Annotated in this window: 15 protein-coding genes; 8 read left to right on the forward strand and 7 right to left on the reverse strand. The window is 72.7% G+C overall.

Annotation, left to right across the window (positions count from 1 at the left end):
• Nucleotides 1-13: 13 nt before the first annotated feature.
• The 3 genes from OHT01_RS31075 to OHT01_RS31085 all read right to left on the reverse strand — a co-directional run bounded on the left by OHT01_RS31075 (nucleotide 14) and on the right by OHT01_RS31085 (nucleotide 5277).
• Nucleotides 14-1894 carry an urease accessory protein UreH domain-containing protein gene (locus OHT01_RS31075; RefSeq protein WP_328556412.1) on the reverse strand — a complete coding sequence of 627 codons (1881 nt, stop codon included), beginning with the start codon at nucleotides 1892-1894 and terminating at the stop codon, nucleotides 14-16.
• Nucleotides 1891-3627, reverse strand: a complete 1737-nt coding sequence (locus tag OHT01_RS31080) for a tetratricopeptide repeat protein (protein ID WP_328556413.1) — start codon at nucleotides 3625-3627, stop codon at nucleotides 1891-1893. Before OHT01_RS31080 ends, OHT01_RS31075 begins: the two co-directional genes overlap by 4 nt.
• Nucleotides 3628-3738: 111 nt before the next feature.
• Nucleotides 3739-5277 carry a DUF4331 domain-containing protein gene (locus OHT01_RS31085; RefSeq protein ID WP_328556414.1) on the reverse strand — a complete coding sequence of 513 codons (1539 nt, stop codon included), beginning with the start codon at nucleotides 5275-5277 and terminating at the stop codon, nucleotides 3739-3741.
• Between the two features lie 375 nt (nucleotides 5278-5652).
• Here OHT01_RS31085 and OHT01_RS31090 point away from each other — a divergent pair, with 375 nt between their 5' ends.
• The 3 genes from OHT01_RS31090 to OHT01_RS31100 all read left to right on the forward strand — a co-directional run bounded on the left by OHT01_RS31090 (nucleotide 5653) and on the right by OHT01_RS31100 (nucleotide 7436).
• Entirely contained in the window at nucleotides 5653-6195 is a 543-nt protein-coding gene (locus OHT01_RS31090) for a sigma-70 family RNA polymerase sigma factor (RefSeq protein ID WP_328556415.1), read from the forward strand.
• A gap of 55 nt (nucleotides 6196-6250) precedes the next feature.
• The gene (locus tag OHT01_RS31095) at nucleotides 6251-7051 is read left to right on the forward strand and encodes an anti-sigma factor (RefSeq protein WP_328556416.1); all 801 of its coding nucleotides are present in this window, start codon (nucleotides 6251-6253) and stop codon (nucleotides 7049-7051) included.
• 115 nt (nucleotides 7052-7166) lie between these two features.
• Nucleotides 7167-7436, forward strand: a complete 270-nt coding sequence (locus OHT01_RS31100; RefSeq protein WP_328556417.1) for a hypothetical protein — start codon at nucleotides 7167-7169, stop codon at nucleotides 7434-7436.
• Between the two features lie 159 nt (nucleotides 7437-7595).
• Here OHT01_RS31100 and OHT01_RS31105 read toward each other — a convergent pair whose 3' ends face one another.
• From OHT01_RS31105 to hmgA, 4 genes are all read right to left on the reverse strand, one after another.
• Complete coding sequence (locus tag OHT01_RS31105) at nucleotides 7596-8804, reverse strand: CaiB/BaiF CoA transferase family protein (protein WP_328556418.1); 1209 nt, start codon at nucleotides 8802-8804, stop codon at nucleotides 7596-7598.
• A gap of 71 nt (nucleotides 8805-8875) precedes the next feature.
• The gene (locus tag OHT01_RS31110; protein WP_443043471.1) at nucleotides 8876-10090 is read right to left on the reverse strand and encodes a type ISP restriction/modification enzyme; all 1215 of its coding nucleotides are present in this window, start codon (nucleotides 10088-10090) and stop codon (nucleotides 8876-8878) included.
• A 41-nt stretch (nucleotides 10091-10131) separates the two neighbouring features.
• On the reverse strand, nucleotides 10132-10881 hold the full coding sequence (locus OHT01_RS31115; RefSeq protein ID WP_328556419.1) for a GntR family transcriptional regulator: 750 nt from the start codon (nucleotides 10879-10881) through the stop codon (nucleotides 10132-10134).
• Nucleotides 10882-10930: 49 nt separating this feature from the next.
• Nucleotides 10931-12271, reverse strand: a complete 1341-nt coding sequence (gene hmgA, locus OHT01_RS31120) for a homogentisate 1,2-dioxygenase (RefSeq protein ID WP_328556420.1) — start codon at nucleotides 12269-12271, stop codon at nucleotides 10931-10933.
• A gap of 296 nt (nucleotides 12272-12567) precedes the next feature.
• On the opposite strand from hmgA, the gene OHT01_RS31125 reads away from it, so the two are divergent.
• From OHT01_RS31125 to OHT01_RS31145, 5 genes are all read left to right on the forward strand, one after another.
• Nucleotides 12568-13080, forward strand: coding sequence for a hypothetical protein (locus OHT01_RS31125; RefSeq protein WP_328556421.1), 513 nt, complete (start codon nucleotides 12568-12570; stop codon nucleotides 13078-13080).
• Nucleotides 13081-13252: 172 nt separating this feature from the next.
• Nucleotides 13253-13870 carry a TetR/AcrR family transcriptional regulator gene (locus tag OHT01_RS31130; RefSeq protein ID WP_328556422.1) on the forward strand — a complete coding sequence of 206 codons (618 nt, stop codon included), beginning with the start codon at nucleotides 13253-13255 and terminating at the stop codon, nucleotides 13868-13870.
• 240 nt (nucleotides 13871-14110) lie between these two features.
• Nucleotides 14111-16420 carry a molybdopterin oxidoreductase family protein gene (locus tag OHT01_RS31135; RefSeq protein ID WP_443043472.1) on the forward strand — a complete coding sequence of 770 codons (2310 nt, stop codon included), beginning with the start codon at nucleotides 14111-14113 and terminating at the stop codon, nucleotides 16418-16420.
• Between the two features lie 187 nt (nucleotides 16421-16607).
• Nucleotides 16608-17285, forward strand: coding sequence for a hypothetical protein (locus OHT01_RS31140; protein ID WP_328556424.1), 678 nt, complete (start codon nucleotides 16608-16610; stop codon nucleotides 17283-17285).
• Nucleotides 17286-17337: 52 nt separating this feature from the next.
• Complete coding sequence (locus OHT01_RS31145) at nucleotides 17338-18048, forward strand: class F sortase (RefSeq protein ID WP_405917525.1); 711 nt, start codon at nucleotides 17338-17340, stop codon at nucleotides 18046-18048.
• The last annotated feature ends 61 nt before the right edge of the window (nucleotides 18049-18109 follow it).

The raw sequence follows: 18109 nt of genomic DNA on the forward strand, positions 1-18109 counted from the left end.
CCCCAAAAGTAGCTCAGCCGAGTACGGATGCCGCCCCCTTGAGCACCAATCCGGCCCCGAGGGCCAGAACGATCAGCGCCGATCCCAGGGGCGCGGTCCTGCGGACCAGCAGCACGAGGCGGCCCTCGGCCCATCGCGGGCGACGGGCCAGGGCCCGGTTCATCCCGCCGCCGAGTCTGACGACGGCGAACCCGGCCGCCGTCAGGGTCAGGGCGAGCCCGACGCCGTACGCGAGAACGAGGAGAAGGCCGAACCAGGCCTGTCCGAGCGCCGCGGCACCCACGAGCACGACCACCGCCGACGGACTGGGGACCAGCCCCCCGGCGAAGCCGAGCAGGATCGTCCCGCGGAGGGTGGGGGCGATCTCGTGGGTGTGACTGAAGCCGCCGTGGGTGTGTTCGAGGGTGCGGGAGCGGGGGGTTCCGCCCGAGCGATGGTCGTGCTCGTGCGGGTGCGGGTGCGGGTGCGGGTGGGTGTGGTCGTGGTCGTGGAGTCGGGGCGCGGGTGCCGTCGCGGTGGCAGCGCCGGCCGTCACCGACGCGGCGGCGTGAGCGAGTACCAGGGGGCGCGTCGGGTGGTCGGCGTGCCGGTGCGGAGCGTCCGCGTGGTCGTGGTCGTGTGTGTGGTCATGGTCATGCGTGTGCCCGGGGGCGGGAGAGTGCTCGTGGTCGTGCGTGTGGTCATGGGCCGGGGCCCGGTCGCGGCCGTGCTCGTGAGCGTGCCCATGGTCGGAGTCGTGTGCGTGCCCATGGGCGGAGTCGTGGGCGTGGTCGTGCGAGTGACCCGGGTCATGAGACTCCCCGTGGTCGTGGTCGTGGTCGTGGTCGTGGTCGTGGGTGTGGCCGTGGTCGTGCCCGGAGGGCCGGTTGAGCCAGGCCCGGCGAAGGAGGGTCGTGCCCGCCACGGTGACCAGGACGCCGCTGGACACGCCCAGCCAGGCGATCACGGAGGGGGTCGCCGCCGAGCCCGCGGTGACCAGCAGGCCGAGCGCGACGACCCCGAGTGTGTGGGTGACCGTCACGGAGGCGGCCAGCGGCAGCACGTCCTTCATCCGGGCCCGGCCCCCGCGCGCGGCCGCCGTCGCCGCCATCAGGGTCTTGCCGTGGCCGGGCGCGAGCGCGTGCATCGCGCCCAGGAAGACGGCGATGACCAGGGCCAGCGCGGCGAAGCCGAACGTGAGGTGGTGCCGGGCCACCAGGTCGTTCAGGTACTGGGTCCAGCGGTCGGCGCCGCGCGGCAGTACGGAGGCGGCCGGAGCGTCGCGCCGGTCCTCGACCAGGGCGGGACCGCCGGGGCGGACGCGCAGCGACGCGGTCGCGGTGTCGGCGGGCGAGGAGAGCAGGGCCTTGGGGTAGGTGGTCAGCTCCGCCGACACCGACTTCCCCGGTACGTCCGAGGAGGTGAGCGTCATCCGGTCGCCGCGGGCGGTGATCTCGCGCCAGCCGGGGCCCCGTTCGGCGCCCGCGCTGTGGAAGCCCACGGTGACCGTGCCCGCGCTCGGCAGGGGCGCCGTCAGCCGGCACTCCACCCGCAGGGTGTTGAGTCCCGCCTGCCCGGGCCGCAGACGGGCATGGCTCGCGCCCGACTTGAGGGCGACCCCCCGGCCGCCGACGGTGACCTTGCTGCCCTGGGCCGCGTTCTCGCACCGCTGCCGGGCCCACTCGGCCATCCCGAGCCTCTTGATGTCGGGCTTGGCCTGGGTGGCGGGGATCTCGGCCAGGTCCTCGACGTGATCGATCCGCAACTGCCCCGGGGCCGCGACCAGTCCGTCGTACCGGTTGACGGTGAAGTTGCCGAGCGGATGCGCGCTCGCCTGTCCGGAGGGGACCAGCACGAGCGCGCAGGCCGCGGTCAGGACCGTTCCGCAGACGGCGAGGAACCGAGGCGCCCTCACCGCGCGGCCTTCAGCGCGGTACGGGCCTTGCGGGCGCCCAGCGGCGAGAATCCCGGGTTCAGGTCGAGGGCCGCCTTCAGCGCCGTGCGGGCCTGGTCGGCGTGGCCGGTGGCCTGCTCGATGATGCCGCGGTGATAGAGGAAGGAGGCGTTGCGGTACCCCGTCGCCGTCGCCTTGCGGGCGTACGGCAGGGCCTCCGCGTCGTGGCCCGACACATGCAGGGCCCAGCCGAGCGCGTCCGCGGTGTGCACGGTGTGCCGGCGGGCCCACTCGGCTCGGGCCGCCTGGAGAGCGGCCTTGTGGTCGCCGTGGTCGGCGGCGGCCAGCGCGGTGTCGAGGTCGGCGTTGACACCGTAGGAGTGGGCGAGGGAGATCCAGGCGTTCACCAGCGTGTACTGGTCGCGGGCCTTCTGCGCGTCGCCCGCGGCGCCCCGTGCCTCGTACAACTCGCCCAGCTCGACGAGGGGTTGAGGGAGCGGGTAGCGCTGTACGACCAGCTCCATCCCCTTGATCGCCGCCGCCCGGTCGCCCAGCGCGGCCTGGGCACGGGCCCGGCCCTCAAGTGCGGGGAGGTAGTTGTCGTCGGCGGCCAGTGCCCGCGCGTAGTACGTCATGGCGGAGTGGTAGTCGCCCTGGCTCCAGGCCAGTTGGCCGAGCGCGGTCGTGACGTACGAGACGTCGCCACGGCTGGTGGCCGTGTCGAGGGCCTGCAGCAGGACCCGGCGAGCGGTCTTCACGTCGCCGCGCAGCTCGTGGACGTAGGCGTACCGGGTGAAGACGGGGACGCCCGGACGCCGGGCGTCGGCCAGGTCCGCCGCCTTCGACGCCTCGTCGTAGCGGCCGAGTTCGACGAGCGCGTCGATGCGGGAGGACAGCGCGCGCTCGCTGTAGGGGTTCTGCTCCAGCGCGAGGTCCGCGTACTTCAGGGCGTCGGCGAAGTCGTGCCGGGCGGCGGCGAGCGCGGCCCGTCCGGCGAGCGCGGGATCGTAGCCGGGGCGCAGTTTCAGCGAGCGGTCGAGAGCCTTCTGCGCCTGCGGATAGCGCGAGGGGTCGCCCTTGGTGCGGGCCTGTTCCACATAGGCGAGGCCGAGCGTCGCCCAGCCGCCGAAGTCCTTGGGCTGGGAACGGAGTTGGGCCTGGAGGGCGAGGATGCTCGCGTCGAGGTCGCCGCTCGCGAGGAGCTGCGGTGACACGCCGTTGGACACGGGGGCGACGGCGGGGGTCGTCGCGCCGTCCCGCAGGGCTCCGAGCACCACCGCGCCCGCGGTCATGGCGACGGCCAACGCGGCAGCACAGAAGCCGAGTTGGGCCGCTCGCCAGCGACGCTGCGACTGCGACAGCCGACGTACCGCGGCCACCCGCTCGTCGGCCACGCCCGCGACGTCCGCGGTGCCCTCGCCGGACGCGACCGCCGAGGGTTCCCCACCGGACGCCGCTTTCGCGGTGTCCCCGCCGGAGACGACCTGGCCGGTGTCCTCGACGGACGCGGCTTCGCCGGTGTTGTCCTCGACGGGCGTTGCCTCCGAGGTGCCGCTGTCGTGCGGCAGCACCCCTGTGTCCTCGCCGTCGGTGGGAGTGTCCTCGACGGGCACGGCGCCCGTGGTGTCCTCGGCCGGAGTCGGAGCCGCAGTCGCTTTCGCGGTGTTCTCGGTGGGCGTGGCCCCCACGGTGCTGTCGTCGGGCGTGGCCTTCGCGGCGTCCGGCGTCGCGTTGTCGTTCGTACGCGGGGACATGCCCTCTCCTCAAGATCCTTGGCGGAACGGTCGTTGCGGGGGGTGGGGGCGGCGCGGCCCGCACCGTGGGGGATTGAACTGCGTGCGGGCCGCGCCAGTCGGTGAGCCGGGTCAGTAGGCCCGGTTGTACGTCCGTCGGCGCCACCACAGCAGACCGGAGCCGATGAGCAGGATGCCCGCGGCGCCCGCCGCGGCGGAGCCCGCGATCAGCACGGTGTCGGTCCCGCCGCCGGAGGCCCCGGCGGGCTGGAGCGCGTCGCCGAGCTGGCTGCGCACGTCGGTCCCGCTGGTCGTGCCCTTGGCCAGGGCGCCGCGCGAACCCGAGGTCGGCTCGGCCACGTACGGGAAGGACTTCTCGAACTTCTTGTCGTTCTTGTCCACCGCGTCGCCCAAGTCGTTCTTGGAGCCGACCAGTTCACCCTCGACGACCTGGAGCGAGGCGTCGATCACGTCGTCGGTGAGCCGGCGTCCGTTCGGGAAGCCCGCGTTGTCGCCGTCGAGTACTCCGAGCCGCTTCGGGTGCATGGACGGCTTGATCGAGGTGTTGAGGCGCAGTTCCTCCGCCGGACGTACGTGGGGCGGCTGGTTGAGGCCCTTCACGCCCTTCAGGAACACGTCGACCAGGTCGTTGCGGGGCTCCGCCGGGGCCTTGATCTTGTAGATCGACTCGATCAGCTTCGGCAGCTCGGGGTTGGTCACGTTCTTCAGGAACTGGCCGTCGTCCCAGGGCGCGGACGCGTTGAACTTGTCCTTGTCCTTCTGCGGGTTGACGACCTCGTTGACCAGCGGCATGCCGAGACGCGAGACCTGACGGTAGTTGCCGCGGGCGTCCCTGCGCTGAGTGGTGGACCAGATGCCGACGATCGGCTGTCCGGCCGACTCGCGGATCATGTCGTTCGGAACCTGCAGGGCTATGGAGTTGACGTTGTAGCCCTTGAGCGTGTCCCGACCGACCTCGGACAGGTTCCCGCCGTAGAGCAGGTCGAAGACGCGCAGATCCAGGAAGAACGGGTCGTCCGCCTGGCCGGCGAACGTCGTCGCGCCGCCCGCGGTCTTGGACACCGCCTGGTAGCGCAGCTTGGCGTAGTCCGGCATCGAGGCCTTGCCGACGTCGGACGGCGCGACCGGAACATCGTCCGCGATCTTGGTCTTCGACACCAGCCTCTGGTTGTGCAGTCGCAGTACGTCGATGTCGTACGTCTGCGTGATGTTCAGGTCGGGGTCGTCGAGGCTGGTGACCGGACCTGTGTTGTAGAGGAAGGTGTTGCCGTTCTTGCGGTGCGTCTTGAAGGTGTAGCGGTAGATCAACTCGCCCTGTGCGTCACCGTTGTTGTCGATGTGGATGTCGTACTGGGCGTCGTCGGCGAACGTGTAGAAGTTCGGGCCGCCGGCGGGTTCCTCGAACGGAATCCAGTTCGCCACGATCGTCGTCGTGTCGGGCTTGTCCGGGCTGACGAACGCGTACACGTCCGTGTTGTCGTACTGGGGAGTGCCCGAGATCAGCGGGGCCTCCCGGTGGCTGGAGGCGGAGGCCGCCCCCGGTGCCAGCGCTGTCGCGCCGGCGGCTGCGAGCCCCCCGGCGGCCAGCGCACCGCATACGAGGGTCGTGAGAGCCCTGCGTCCCACACCGCTCCTGGAGATAGGTGTCATGCCGTCCGTCCTCTGTCCAACTTGCCTGACGCACGCCATTCGGAGCGGTCGCCGGGGTGGATTGGTCGAATCCCAAACGTGTTTACGGCGGTTACCTCGGCTTGTTTCATCGGCGTGCCCTTTTCTTCGGCGACGGCCCGCGGACCGGCCGGCCGCGGAAGCGCGAAAACGCCGGCCGAGGACACCCGGACCGGCCGGCCGGCGGCACCGGGACCCGCCGGCCGTCGGCGGGCGGACCGATCGCTCGTCGGTACGCGAACTGATCGGCGACGGACACGCGTTTTCGGCTCGCTGATCCGTAACCCATCCGTAGACGGGTTCGCTGCGAAGACGTAAGGGAAAGGACGGGCCGTGCACGGCCGGAGAGGGGGACGGGTGGAGGCTGACGAACTACTGGTGCTGGTGGCCGGAGGCGACCAGAAGGCGTTCGAGGAGCTGTACGGACTGGTGTCCGGGCCGGTGTTCGGACTGGTGCGCCGTGTGGTGCGGGACCAGGCGCAGTCGGAGGAGGTGTCGCAGGAGGTCCTGCTCGAACTCTGGCGCTCCGCGGCGCGGTTCGACCCCGGACGAGGCAGTGCCCTGTCCTGGATCCTCACCCTCGCGCACCGCCGGGCCGTGGACCGGGTGCGCAGCGCCCGCGCGGCCACCGAACGAGAGCAGCGCGAGGGGCAGCGCAACCACCACCCCGCGTTCGACCAGGTCGCCGAGGAGGTCGAGGCCGGACTCGAACGCGAATGGGTCCGCCGCTGCCTCGACCGGCTCACCGCCCTGCAACGCCAGTCCGTCACCCTCGCGTACTACGACGGCTACACCTACCGTGAGGTCGCCGAACGGCTCTCCCTGCCGCTCGGCACCGTCAAGACCCGTATGCGCGACGGGCTCACCCGCCTGCGTGACTGCCTGGGAGGTGTCGCGTGAACACCACCGACCGCCTGCCCGGCCACGATCGGCACGGAAGAGAGGGGGGTGCCGCATGAGCGTCCTCGACCGACTGCTGGGCCGCGATCTGCACTCCCTCGCCGCTCCCTACGCCCTCGACGCCCTGGCGAGCGACGAGCGGCGCCGATTCGAACGCCATCTGAAGGGCTGTGACCGCTGTGCCGAGGAAGTGCGGGCATTGACCGAGGACGCCGTGCGGCTCGCCTGGTCCACGGCGGCGTCCCCGCCGGCCGCGCTGCGCGAGCGCGTGCTGGCCGCCGTACGGACGACACCTCAGGAACCGGCCGTCCGGGACCTGTCCCGCGACCTGCCCCGGGCGCGCGCCGCCCATCAGCCCACCCGGGCGCGTGCCCCCAGGCTCCGCCCGCTGTTCGCCCCGCTCGCCACCAGCACGGCCGCGGCGGCCCTCGTCGTCGCCTCCCTGTTCGCGGTGCAGGCGACCCAGGCGCGGGACGACCTGGACCGGGAGCGCGCCCAGGCGCGTGAGATCGCCCACGTTCTCGCGGCACCCGACGCGCGGGCGACCGGAGATCGGGACCCACAGGGCCGCGGAATCGGAGTGGTCGCCTCCGCGTCCGAGCGGAGCGCCGTCGTGACGTTGAGCGGGCTCGGCGCCCTGCCGGACGGGCGCGTCCGTCAGCTGTGGCTCATGCGCCCCAACGAGAAACCGCGTTCTCTCGGCCTCTTCGAGGGCGACACGCCCCTCGTCGCCGACGGACTGAATACGAACGCGACGTCACTCGCAGTGACCGTGGAACCTCACGGGGGCTCAGCACAGCCCACTACCAGGCCCGTTGTCCAACTCGCCCTGGAAACGGTTGGATTCGGAGAGTAATCGTCAACCCCCTTGCGGGGAAGGTGAATCCTTTGTCCGAGATACACGAGCGCCACGAGGGGGCGATAGGGTTAGTCTGCCCGGGCCGGGTGGACTTGTACGGGTGGGGAGTGACATGGAACAGATAACAGTGCGCGGCAGGGCACGCGTCCCTGCGATCACGTGCGGGAGCAGCGCGACCAGTTCGCGCCTCGACCGTCATCTCGCGGTGCTCGGCGGTCCCGCCATACCGCAGCGCGAGACGGTCGAGGCGACGTCACTGATGCGCGAGCTCACGGCGCGTGACACCGCGCACGACAGCGGCTCCAGGGGTGCGCGCGTGCGGCGGGTCTCGCTCTTCGCGCCGCTCAGGCGGCTGCGCCGTTCGCTGTTCGGCGACCGCTGAGCGGCTTTCGGCACCGGCGTTCCCCGACCCGCGCTCCGGCGACTCCACCGTTCCGGCGCAACGCTGCCCTTCCGCGTCCGTCATCCCCACGGCGGGCAGCGGCGCCCGGTGGTCACCACGGCCGGAGCGCGGGTCACCACCTTCACTGAGCCGTACGGCTCAGCGCACCACTCCGTCCCGCCGCAGCTCGGCGACGTCCGCGTCCGTCATGCCCAGCGCCCGCAGCACCACCCCTGTGTGCTCACCGAGCCGCGGGACGGCCCCCATGCGTGCTTCCTCCCCGCCCGGCAGCGTGATGGGAGGCAGCAGCGCTCGCAGCGGCCCGACCGGTGACCCCACCTCGCGCCAGCGGTTCCTGGCCGCCAGTTGCGGATGCTCCGCCACTTCCCGTACGTCCCGCAGCCGGGCGCAGGCGATGCCCGCGGCCTCCAGCCGGGCCACGGCCTCGTCGGCGCCGAGCGCGCCCAGCGCCTTCGCCACCAGCGCGTCCACCCGTTCCCGGTTCGCCACCCGCGCCGGGTTCGTCGCGAACTCCGGATCGTCCGCCAACTCCGGTCTGCCCAGCACCTGTTGGGCGAGCCGCCGCCACTCCCGGTCGTTCTGCACCGACAACAGCACGCGCCCGCCGTCCACCGTCGAATAGACGTCGTAGGGAACGATGACGGCATGGGCGAGGCCGGTGCGTTCCGGAGGTGTCCCGCCGTGCATCGCGTGGTGCAGCGGATGCCCCATCCACTCGGCGAGCGCGTCCAGCATCGACACCTCCACCGGGCCCCCGCGGCCGGTCGTCCCGCGCCGCACCAGTGCCGCCAGGACCCCCGAGAACGCGTACATGGCCGCCGCGATGTCCGCGGCCGGGATGCCCGCCTTCACCGGCTGCTCGGGCGTCCCCGTCACCGACACGAGCCCCGCCTCGCACTGCACGAGCATGTCGTACGCGCGTTTGCCGGCGTACGGCCCGGACGCCCCGTATCCCGAGATGTCCACGGCGATCAGCCGCGGATGCTCGGCGCACAGGGTCGCCGCGTCCAGGCCCATCCTGGCCGCCGCCCCCTGGGCGAGGTTCTGCACGAACACGTCCGCGTCCGCGACGAGCCGCCGTACGACCTCCAGCCCGCGCGGATCCTTCAGGTCGACGGCGACGGACTCCTTGCCCCGGTTGCACCACACGAAATGCGAGGCCAGGCCCCCGGCCGCGGTGTCGTAGCCGCGGGCGAAGTCCCCGCCGTCGATCCGCTCGACCTTGACGACCCGGGCGCCGAGATCGGCGAGCTGCCGGGTGGCGAAGGGGGCGGCGACGGCTTGTTCGACGGCGACGACGGTGATGCCTTCGAGGGGCAGAGGCTGTGGCTGCATGCCGTGGATCATGGCCCCTCGGCAATACTTTTGTCATGCACGGATGTCGACGGGGTGATCCGGTGTCTTCGGGCGGGACGTTCCTAGATCAGTGCGAACTGGCCCTCCGGGCCCTCTTCGTGGTGGTCGAGCACGGAGGCAGGGCGGCGAGCCGTGTCCGGGACCGGGAGCACTCCGGCCGTGCGCAGCTCCGCCCGGGTGATCGGTGATCGAAGCTCCAACTCGGCCTGCTGGGGGCGCAGTTCCGCGAGCAGCGCGAGCACGGTGATGAGTTCGAGGAGCTCGGACGTCCACGCCTGCGGCCAGCCCGCGGGGCCGATCGCCTCCAGGGTGCCCGGTTCGGGTGTCCCGGTCCTGGCCGCGAACCACTGCTCGATCACGCGCACGCCGTCGACCTCGAAGTCCCAGGCCTCGGGCGGTACCGGTGAGATCCTGCCCTCGCCGAGGTGCAGGGACTCCTCGGCGCGGTCGTAGTACGGGTCGGTGAGGAGGGGCCCCGCGGTCCGGCCGGCTCCGTGGGGGAGGGCGGTCAGTGGCGCGCGCACATACGGGCGTCGGCCGCCGGGCAGCTTGGGGCGCTCGCCCCCGCGGCGCATCAGCCTCAGCATCCGACGTCCCAACTCAACGCCGTACGCCCAGAGTTCGGGGTCGGCGGTGAGCGGAACCGTGCAGCCGTCCCGGCCGCGCCGGGCGACCGCCATCGTCCAGGCGAGGACGTCGACGGGGGCGGGGGAGTGGCCGAGCCGGGTGCCGAGATGCTCCGACAGGCCCGGTGCCAGGTTCGGTTCACGGCCGCCGGGGCGCCGGTAGAGAGGCCGCACCCGGCCTCCGCGGCCGGCGCTCAGCGGCAGCGCCGAGGCGGCCAGCAGGGCCGGACCGGACGCCTCGGGCCCGGAGCCCTGCTCGACCACGAACACCTGGTCCTCTCCGGCCACCCGCCACAACTCGGGTCGGGCCGCGTCGATCAGCCGGTGGTCGGGAATCAGCCACTGCTCGTCGAAGGGTGCGCTCAGGACGCGGACCGGGTCCGGGCAGGGGGCCGACGCCCGCGCGAGGCGCCCCGTCCCGCTGGACTGGCCCGGCAACTGGGCGACCGCCGAGTGCGTCGTACGCGCCCGAGTCGGCCCGAACAGCGCCTCGCGGTCCGGCCCTTCGGCGCGTACGAGGGCGTCCCAGCGCGCCTTCAGGGAGGCCGTGTCGGGCGCCGTCGGCCACCTCCGGCCCAGCTTCGGCGGTGCGACGGACCACGGCATGAGGTCCGCGAGCAGCGGAGCGGCGTCGGGCGTCACGCTCGGCATCGTACGACGCGGGCCCCTCGTACGGTCCCCGTACGGCACGGTCAGTGGGCGTCGAGGGTGACCGTGAACGAGAAGCGGTCGCCCCGGTAGTGGATGACCGCCACGTCCAGCACCTGCCCGTCCTTGCCGTGGATGACGCCGGTGTAGCGCAGGATCGGGCTGAGCAGCGGCACTTGGAGCAGGCGCGCCGTCTCCGGGTCCGCGAGCCTGGCCTCCACCGTGTCGGTGATCCGGCCGATCCCGACTCCGAGCACGTCCCGCAGCACCTTGGTCATCGGCCAGCGGATCAGATCCTCCCGGTCGATGCGGTCGGCCAGCTCGGGCCGGAGGTAGTTGCGCGCGTGGTTCGTCGGCTCGCCCGTGGCCTCGTCGCTGCGCAGCCGGTGGTACGTCGCCACCTCGTCCACATCCGGGAAGAATTCGGCCAGTTCGCCCGGGACGGCCGCCTTCCCCTGGTCCAGCAGCTCGGTCGTCATGCCCGACTGCTGGGCCACGATCGCGTCCACCGAGCCGAGCAGCCGCACGGGCGAGCCCCGCCGCGCGCTCGGCTCGATGAACGTGCCCCGCCGGCGGTGCCGGGTGATGAGCCCCTCGGCCTCCAGCTCCTTGAGCGCCTGCCGCATGGTCAGCACGCTCACCCCGTAGTGTCCCGCGAGCTGCTCCTCGGTGGGCAGGCGCAGCGGGTCCTGGGGGGAGCGGCCGAGTATCGAGGCGCGCAGGGACTGCGACACCTGATACCAGAGCGGCAGCTTGCGGTTCAGGACGATCGAGTCCGGAGCGAAGGAGGTCACGAGGTATCCGTACAGGTCGCGGGCGTGGAAGGCAACGGCCGGCGACGCCTCAGTCGGCCGCGGGGAAGTGCCGCCGGAGGCCCTGCCACACGTCGTCGTAGCCGCGCTGGAGATGCTCCGCCCGTGCCGCCTGGGCCGTCGCGGTCACCGGCCAGCGCGTCTCGAACATGAACGCGAGCCCGTCGTCGATCTTCTGCGGCTTCAGCTCGGCGGCGCTGGCGCGCTCGAACGTCTCCTGGTCCGGTCCGTGCGCCGACATCATGTTGTGCAGTGAGCCGCCGCCCGGCACGAAGCCCTCCGCCTTCGCGTCGTACGCGCCCTCGACGAGTCCCATGTACTCGCTCATCACGTTCCGGTGGAAGTACGGCGGCCGGAACGTGTCCTCGCCCACCAGCCAGCGCGGCGCGAAGACGACGAAGTCGACACCGGCCAGGCCCGGGGTGTCGGACGGGGACGTCAGCACCGTGAAGATCGAAGGGTCCGGGTGGTCGTAGCTGATGGAGCCGATCACATTGAAACGGTGCAGGTCGTAGATGTACGGCACATGGTTGCCGTGCCAGGCGACCACGTCCAGCGGCGAGTGGCCGTACGTCGCCGTCCAGAGGTTGCCGCAGAACTTGTTCACCACCTCGACGGGGCCCTCGACGTCCTCGTACGCGGCGACCGGGGCGAGGAAGTCCCGGGCGTTGGCCAGTCCGTTGGCGCCGATCGGGCCGAGGTCGGGCAGTTGGAAGGGCGCCCCGTAGTTCTCGCACACATAGCCCCGGGCGCCCCGGCTCCGCCCGCCCTCGGGCGCGGTGTCCAGCAGCTCCACCCGGAACCGCACCCCACGGGGGATCAGCGCCACCTGGCCCGGTTCCACGTGCAGCAGACCGAACTCGGTGCGCAGCAGGAGGCCGCCGCGCTCCGGGACGATGAGCAGCTCGCCGTCGGCGTCGCTGAACACCCGCTCCATGGACGAGTTGGCGTGGTAGAGGTGCACCGCCATGCCGGTGCGCTGGGCGGCGTCTCCGTTGCCGCCGAGCGTCCACAGGCCCGCGAGGAAGTCCGTCCCGGCGGGGGGCTCGGGCAGCGGGTTCCAGCGCAGCCGGTTCGGGTCGGGCACCGACTCCGTGAAGGGCGCCGTCCGCAGGGTGCCGTTGTCGGTGCGGGTGAACGCGGGGTGCGCCGCCGACGGCCGGATCCGGTACAGCCACGAACGCCGGTTGGACGCCCTCGGCTCGGTGAACGCGGAGCCGCTCAGCTGCTCCGCGTACAGGCCGAGCGGTGCGCGCTGCGGCGCGTTTCGGCCGTGCGGCAGGGCCCCGGGGGCCGCCTCCGAGCTGTGTTCGTTGCCGAATCCGGAGAGGTAGGCCAGCCCTTCGGCCGTCTTCCTCGCGTCCCCGCTCATGATCGCTCCCTCGCGCCTGATTCCTATGCATCACCGTAGGATTCAGTCCCGTCCCGCGCAAGAGGCCGGCCGGGCGCACCGGACGGGATCGGCCACGAGCCGTGCGCGGATCTTCGCGGGGTCCGCGCACGCGGGCCGGTTCGGGCACGGGCCGGGCGTGCTTCGGGTGCCTCCGGGACCGGCTCGGGGGGTGGCCGGAATTCGCGCGGTCGTAGTACTCCGGAGTGGCCGCGCGGTCCAATAACCCGACTCCAGGGGGATCCGGCCGTAAGGGGCCTTGTTCTACGCTCCGGGACATGCGGTGGACGCGTGGACTGCTCACCGCGCTCGCGGTCTGCGCCCTGCTCGGCGGAGCCGCGGGCTGCGGCACCGGTGGAGCGCACGGGCGGGAGGTCACGGTCTCGGCCTCGCCCGTGGGCACGTTGCTCGACGGGACGGACGAGGAGGGACGGCTCTTGCGTGAGGTGGGCAGGCAGGGGGCGCCCGAGGTCGCGATCGAGATCCAGCCGGATTCCTCGGACAACTGGGACGTCCGGCTGACCGTCCGCAACTTCCGCTTCTCGCCCGCCGGTGTGCGCGCCGTGCCGGTCGCCGGGCGCGGCATCGCCCACCTCTACGTGGACGGCCGGACCGTCGCCCGGCTCCGCACCGCCGATTACCACCTGGCCGGGCACCTCCTGCCGCGCGGCACCCACCACATCACCGCGCGGCTGTACGCCGACGACGGCACCGTGTGGGCCGTCCAGGGCAAGCCGGTCGAGAGCACGGCCGACATCACGGCGTCCGGCCCGGAGTCGGCGACACCCTGAGCGGCGGCCCCGGGGGCGGCGGCCTGGCCCCCGGAGACGCCGACGTCGACGGCCGCGACAACCGCGCCGCAGGTCATACCGGGGACGGAGATCCCCGGGGCGAGATGAGTGGCCACGGCACGCAGGTGCGTACTGAAGGGGGAGGTTCACCGGACCCCGGCGGAAAGGCATCATGAAGACCGTGCCCCATGCGACCTCGCTGCGCAGAGCGCCCGTACAGCGGCGCAGCGCAGAACGACTGACCAGAATCCTCGACGCCTGCGCCGACCTCCTCGACGAGGTGGGCTACGACGGTCTGAGCACGCGGGCCGTGGCCCAGCGGGCCGGTGTGCCCATCGGCTCCGTCTACCGCTTCTTCGGCAACAAGCGCGCGATGGCCGACGCGCTCGCCCAGCGCAACCTGGAGATCTACGCCGAGCGCGTCACCCGGAGCCTGCGGGAGGCGGAAGGGGGAGGCTGGCGGGCCGCGATGGACGCGGTGCTCGACGAGTACCTGGCCATGAAGCGCACCGCGCCGGGCTTCTCCCTGGTGGACTTCGGCAACCAGATACCGGTGGGTGCCCGCTACGCCGAACCCAACACCAGGGTCGCCGACCGCCTCACCGAACTGCTCTCCGGCTATCTCGACCGCGCCCCGGACGACGATCTGCGCCGCTGCTTCCTGATCGCCGTGGAGACCGCCGACACGCTGGTCCACCTCGCCTTCCGGGTCGATCCAGACGGGGACGAGCGGATCATCGAGGAGACGCGCGTGCTGCTGCGGGCGTATCTGGCCAGGGTCCTCGACTGACCGGTCGTCTCCCGGACGTGGAGAGTCGTAGGGGCATCCCCGCCCGAAACCTGGCGAGCCGTGCTGACGTTCCCGCCCGGAGCCCGGAGCCCGGAGCCCGGAGCCCGGAGCCCGGAGCCCGGAGCCCGGAGCCCGGAGCCCGGAGTAGGCGGCAGGGAGCGGGGAGTCGGGAGCGCGGTCGGCGCGCGGAATTCCGGCGTGACCCCCGGTGGACCCTCCCCGTCATGCGTACCGGTCGGTATGCTCAGTGCGTCCGTGTGCCACCGAAGCCACCGCCCTCCGGGAGGACCCGTGTCCCGCACCTCCGGCACCACCCCCGACTCCCGCACCGCCCTGCGCGTCTGTCCCCTGTGCGAAGCCACCTGCGGGCTGACGCTGACCATCGAGGGGACCCGGGTGACCGGCGCCCGCGGTGACCGCGACGACGTGTTCAGCAAGGGCTTCATCTGCCCGAAGGGCGCCTCCTTCGGCGCCTCCGACGGCGACCCCGACCGACTGCGCACCCCCCTCGTGCGCGAGGACGGTGAACTGCGCGAGGCGACCTGGGAGGAGGCCTTCGACGCGGTGGCCGCCGGGCTGCGCCAAGTCGTCGAGCGGTACGGACCGAACGCGCTGGGTGTCGTCCTCGGCAACCCGAACGTGCACACCATGGCAGGCGCCCTCTACCCGCAGGTCCTGCTCGGCGCCCTGCGCACGCACAGCGTCTTCACCGCCTCCACGGTGGACCAGATGCCCAAGCACGTGTCGAGCGGTCTGCTGTACGGAGACGCCAACGCGATCCCCGTGCCGGACCTGGACCACACCGACCACCTGCTGCTCATCGGCGCCAACCCGCTTGAATCCAACGGGAGTCTGTGCACCGCCCCCGACTTCCCCGGCAGGCTCCGGGCGTTGCGGGCCCGCGGCGGCACGCTGACCGTCATCGACCCCCGCCGGACCCGCACGGCCAAACTCGCCGACCGTCATGTGGCCATCCGCCCCGGCACCGACGCGTCCCTCCTGGCGGCGATGGCGTACGTCCTCTTCGAGGAGAAGCTCGTCGACCTCGGCGCGCTCGCCCCGCACGTCCTGGGTGTCGACGAACTCCCGGACGCTCTAAAGGACTTCACCCCTGAGGCGGCGAGTGCGGCCTGCGACGTGGACGCCGGGACCATCCGGGAGCTGGCGCGCGAGCTGGCCGCCGCGCCGACCGCCGCCGTCTACGGCCGGATCGGAAGCTGCACGGTCCCGCACGGCACCCTGGCGAGCTGGCTGGTGGACGTCCTCAACATCCTCACCGGCAACCTCGACCGGCCCGGCGGCGCCCTCTTCCCGACGGCCGCCACCGACCGGTCGCCCCGCCCCGCGGGCCCCGGCCACGGCTTCGCGCTCGGCCGCTGGCACAGCCGGGTGAGCCGGCACCCGGAGGCCAAGGGCGAACTGCCGCTGGCCGCCCTGGCGGAGGAGATCGACACCGCGACCCCCGAAGGCAGCCCGGTCCGCGCCGTCATCGCCGTCGCCGCCAACCCCGTTCTCTCCGCACCCGACGGCCTCCGCCTCGACAAGGCGCTCGACTCGCTGGACTTCATGGTCAGCGTCGACCCGTACCTGAACGAGACCTCGCGCCACGCCCACGTCGTACTCCCGCCGCCCCCGCCCTCCCGGAGCGCGCACCACGACTTCGCGTTCAACACCCTCGCCGTCCGCAACCAGGTCCGCTACAACCGTCCCGCCGTCCCCCTGGAGGAGGGCCGGATGGCGGAGACCGAGATCCTCGCCCGGCTCGTCCTCGCCGCGACCGGTATGCACGGCGCCGACCCGTCCGCCGTGGACGCGATGGTCATCGACGGCACCCTCGCCAAGGCGGTCGGGGACACCACGTCGCCGGTGCACGGGCGCGACCCGCGGGAACTCGCCGCCGCCCTCACCGGTGAGAACGGTCCCGAGCGCCGTCTCGACATGATGCTGCGCCTCGGCCCCTACGGCGACGGCTTCGGGGCGCGGCCCGACGGCCTGACCCTGGACGGGCTGCTCGCGCACCCGCACGGCATCGACCTCGGGCCGCTCGCCTCCTGTCTGCCGGGACGGCTGAAGACCGGCAGCGGGAAGATCGAGCTGCTCCCCGGGCCGATCGCCGGCGATCTGCCGCGTCTGCGCGAGGCGCTGCGCGAGCGCCCGGCGGCCATCGTCCTGGTCGGCCGCCGTCATCTGCGGTCCAACAACAGCTGGATGCACAACGTTCCGGCGCTGACCGGCGGTTCCAACCGCTGCACCCTGCACGTCCACCCCGACGACGCGGCCCGGCTCGGGCTCGCCGACGGGTCGGCCGTACGCGTCAAGGGCGCCGGAGGGGAGGTGACCGCCCCCGTGGAGGTCACCGACACCGTGCGGCGCGGTGTGGTGAGCCTCCCGCACGGCTGGGGACACGACCGCCCCGGCACCCGGATGAGCCACGCCGCCCTGGACCCCGGCGTCAACGTCAACCAGCTCCTGGACGGCTCGCTGCTCGACCCGCTGTCCGGAACGGCGGTCCTCAACGGGGTCCCCGTGGAACTGGCGGCCTGCCCCTGAGCCGGCACCGCGGCCCGGGGCCAGGGCGGAGACGTGCCGAGCCGTCGTGGCCCGGGGCTTCCTTGCGCCGGAAGAGCGATACCTGACGGGTGACCGGGCGCCGTTGCTGATCTTTTCGCGGCGTATGTGAGAAGTAGTCAGATGAACTGAAGTTTGTATGAAAATCATCTGATTCGGAGGAACTCGCATGTCCACCTCGTCCCTCTCGTACCGCCCCGGTGTCCGCCGAGGCGCCGGCGCGCTCGTGGCCCTCACCGCCCTGGGCACCGCCCTCCTCGGCGCCCAGGCCGCCGTCGCCGCCCCAGGTGACAACGGCGACGTCAAGGTCCACGACGCGAACACCGCGGTCGACAACCAACGGGACGACCCGAAGGTCTGCCACTTCTACCTCGACGGCTTCAACTTCGACCCGGGGCAGCGGATCACCTGGTCCATCGTGACCCAGCCCCTGGTCGCGGGCGGCGCCAACCTCAGAGGCAGCCTGGACCTGCCGACCGGTCAGGGCCGGACGCCCCTGCCCAACCTGACCCTCCCGGACGGCCAGTACAAGCTGACCTGGCGGTTCGTGGGCGAGAACGGCGCGGGCAAGAGCAAGGTCTTCAAGGTCGACTGCCCGATCGGCGGTCCGACCTCGACCGCCTCGCCGACCCCGACGCCCACCGGCCTCGGCGGTGGCCCCGGCGGTGGCTCCGGCGGACCCCAGGGCGGTCCGGGCGGTCCCAACGGAGGTCCTCCGGCGGGTGGCGGCGGTCTCGCCCACCCGCAGAACTTCTCGCCGGTCGCCGGTGCGGCTGCCGCGGGTCTCGCGGTAGTCGGAGGCGTCGTGTTCCTGCGGCTGCGCCGACGCCCCGATGGCGCCGCGTAGACGACGGAGGCCCTGGTACCGGACGCGCGCCTACCGCCTGACGCGGACCCTGGTGGTCACCGTCGCACTGGTGGCGGGCGGCGTCTGGTGGGCGGGGGACGGCGAGCCCGCCGGCCCGGTGGCGTCCGGCGTCGTACGCGACGCCGGTGCCGCCTCCCCCGCTCCGGCCGGTAGGGCGGGCGCCGGCCACGCGCCGGACGCCCGCCCCGGCGGTGACGCACCCGGCTCCCGGCCGCACCGCCCCCCGGCCGCCCGTCCGGCCCGGCCCGCGTCCGAGCCCACGCCGCTGCCGCGCTCCCGGGCCGCCTCCCTGCGCATTCCCTCCCTCGGCCTCGACGCGCCGGTCGTCGGCCTCCGGCTCGACCGCGACCGGAAGCTCACCACGCCGCCCATGGACCAGCCGAAACTCGTCGGCTGGTACACGGACGGTCCCACGCCCGGCGAACGCGGCACGGCCCTCGTCGTCGGCCACCGCGACACCCGGACGGGACCCGCCGTCTTCGCCCCGCTCGAACGGATCCGGCCCGGGGCGCGCGTGGAGGCCCGGCGCGTGGACGGCCGCGTCGCCGTCTATACGGTCGACGCCGTACGCACGTACGCGAAGGCGCACTTCCCCGACCAGGAGGTGTACGGGAACCGCGGGCGGCCCGAACTCCGGCTGATCACCTGTGGCGGCGCCTTCGACAGGAAGACCGGATACGCCGCCAACGTCATCGCCTTCGCCCACCTCACGGTGATCCGGGGCCGGACCGGCACCCGGTGAGACGCGCCGCCGGGCACCGGACCCGGGCGCCCGGCCAGGGCCGGTGCCCGGCGCCGGCCCG

The organism is Streptomyces sp. NBC_00358, from assembly GCF_036099295.1.
Taxonomy (GTDB): Bacteria; Actinomycetota; Actinomycetes; order Streptomycetales; family Streptomycetaceae; genus Streptomyces.

What these genes read in the sequence shown, in the direction of transcription:
- OHT01_RS31135 (WP_443043472.1), top strand. Translation starts at nt 14,111, where the DNA reads ATGCTCAGTGCGTCCGTGTGCCACCGAAGCCACCGCCCTCCGGGAGGA.
- OHT01_RS31085 (WP_328556414.1), bottom strand. Translation starts at nt 5,277, where the DNA reads ATGACACCTATCTCCAGGAGCGGTGTGGGACGCAGGGCTCTCACGACC.
- OHT01_RS31130 (WP_328556422.1), top strand. Translation starts at nt 13,253, where the DNA reads ATGAAGACCGTGCCCCATGCGACCTCGCTGCGCAGAGCGCCCGTACAG.
- OHT01_RS31095 (WP_328556416.1), top strand. Translation starts at nt 6,251, where the DNA reads ATGAGCGTCCTCGACCGACTGCTGGGCCGCGATCTGCACTCCCTCGCC.
- OHT01_RS31140 (WP_328556424.1), top strand. Translation starts at nt 16,608, where the DNA reads ATGTCCACCTCGTCCCTCTCGTACCGCCCCGGTGTCCGCCGAGGCGCC.
- OHT01_RS31125 (WP_328556421.1), top strand. Translation starts at nt 12,568, where the DNA reads ATGCGGTGGACGCGTGGACTGCTCACCGCGCTCGCGGTCTGCGCCCTG.
- OHT01_RS31110 (WP_443043471.1), bottom strand. Translation starts at nt 10,090, where the DNA reads ATGCCGAGCGTGACGCCCGACGCCGCTCCGCTGCTCGCGGACCTCATG.
- OHT01_RS31105 (WP_328556418.1), bottom strand. Translation starts at nt 8,804, where the DNA reads ATGATCCACGGCATGCAGCCACAGCCTCTGCCCCTCGAAGGCATCACC.
- OHT01_RS31080 (WP_328556413.1), bottom strand. Translation starts at nt 3,627, where the DNA reads ATGTCCCCGCGTACGAACGACAACGCGACGCCGGACGCCGCGAAGGCC.
- OHT01_RS31100 (WP_328556417.1), top strand. Translation starts at nt 7,167, where the DNA reads ATGGAACAGATAACAGTGCGCGGCAGGGCACGCGTCCCTGCGATCACG.
- hmgA (WP_328556420.1), bottom strand. Translation starts at nt 12,271, where the DNA reads ATGAGCGGGGACGCGAGGAAGACGGCCGAAGGGCTGGCCTACCTCTCC.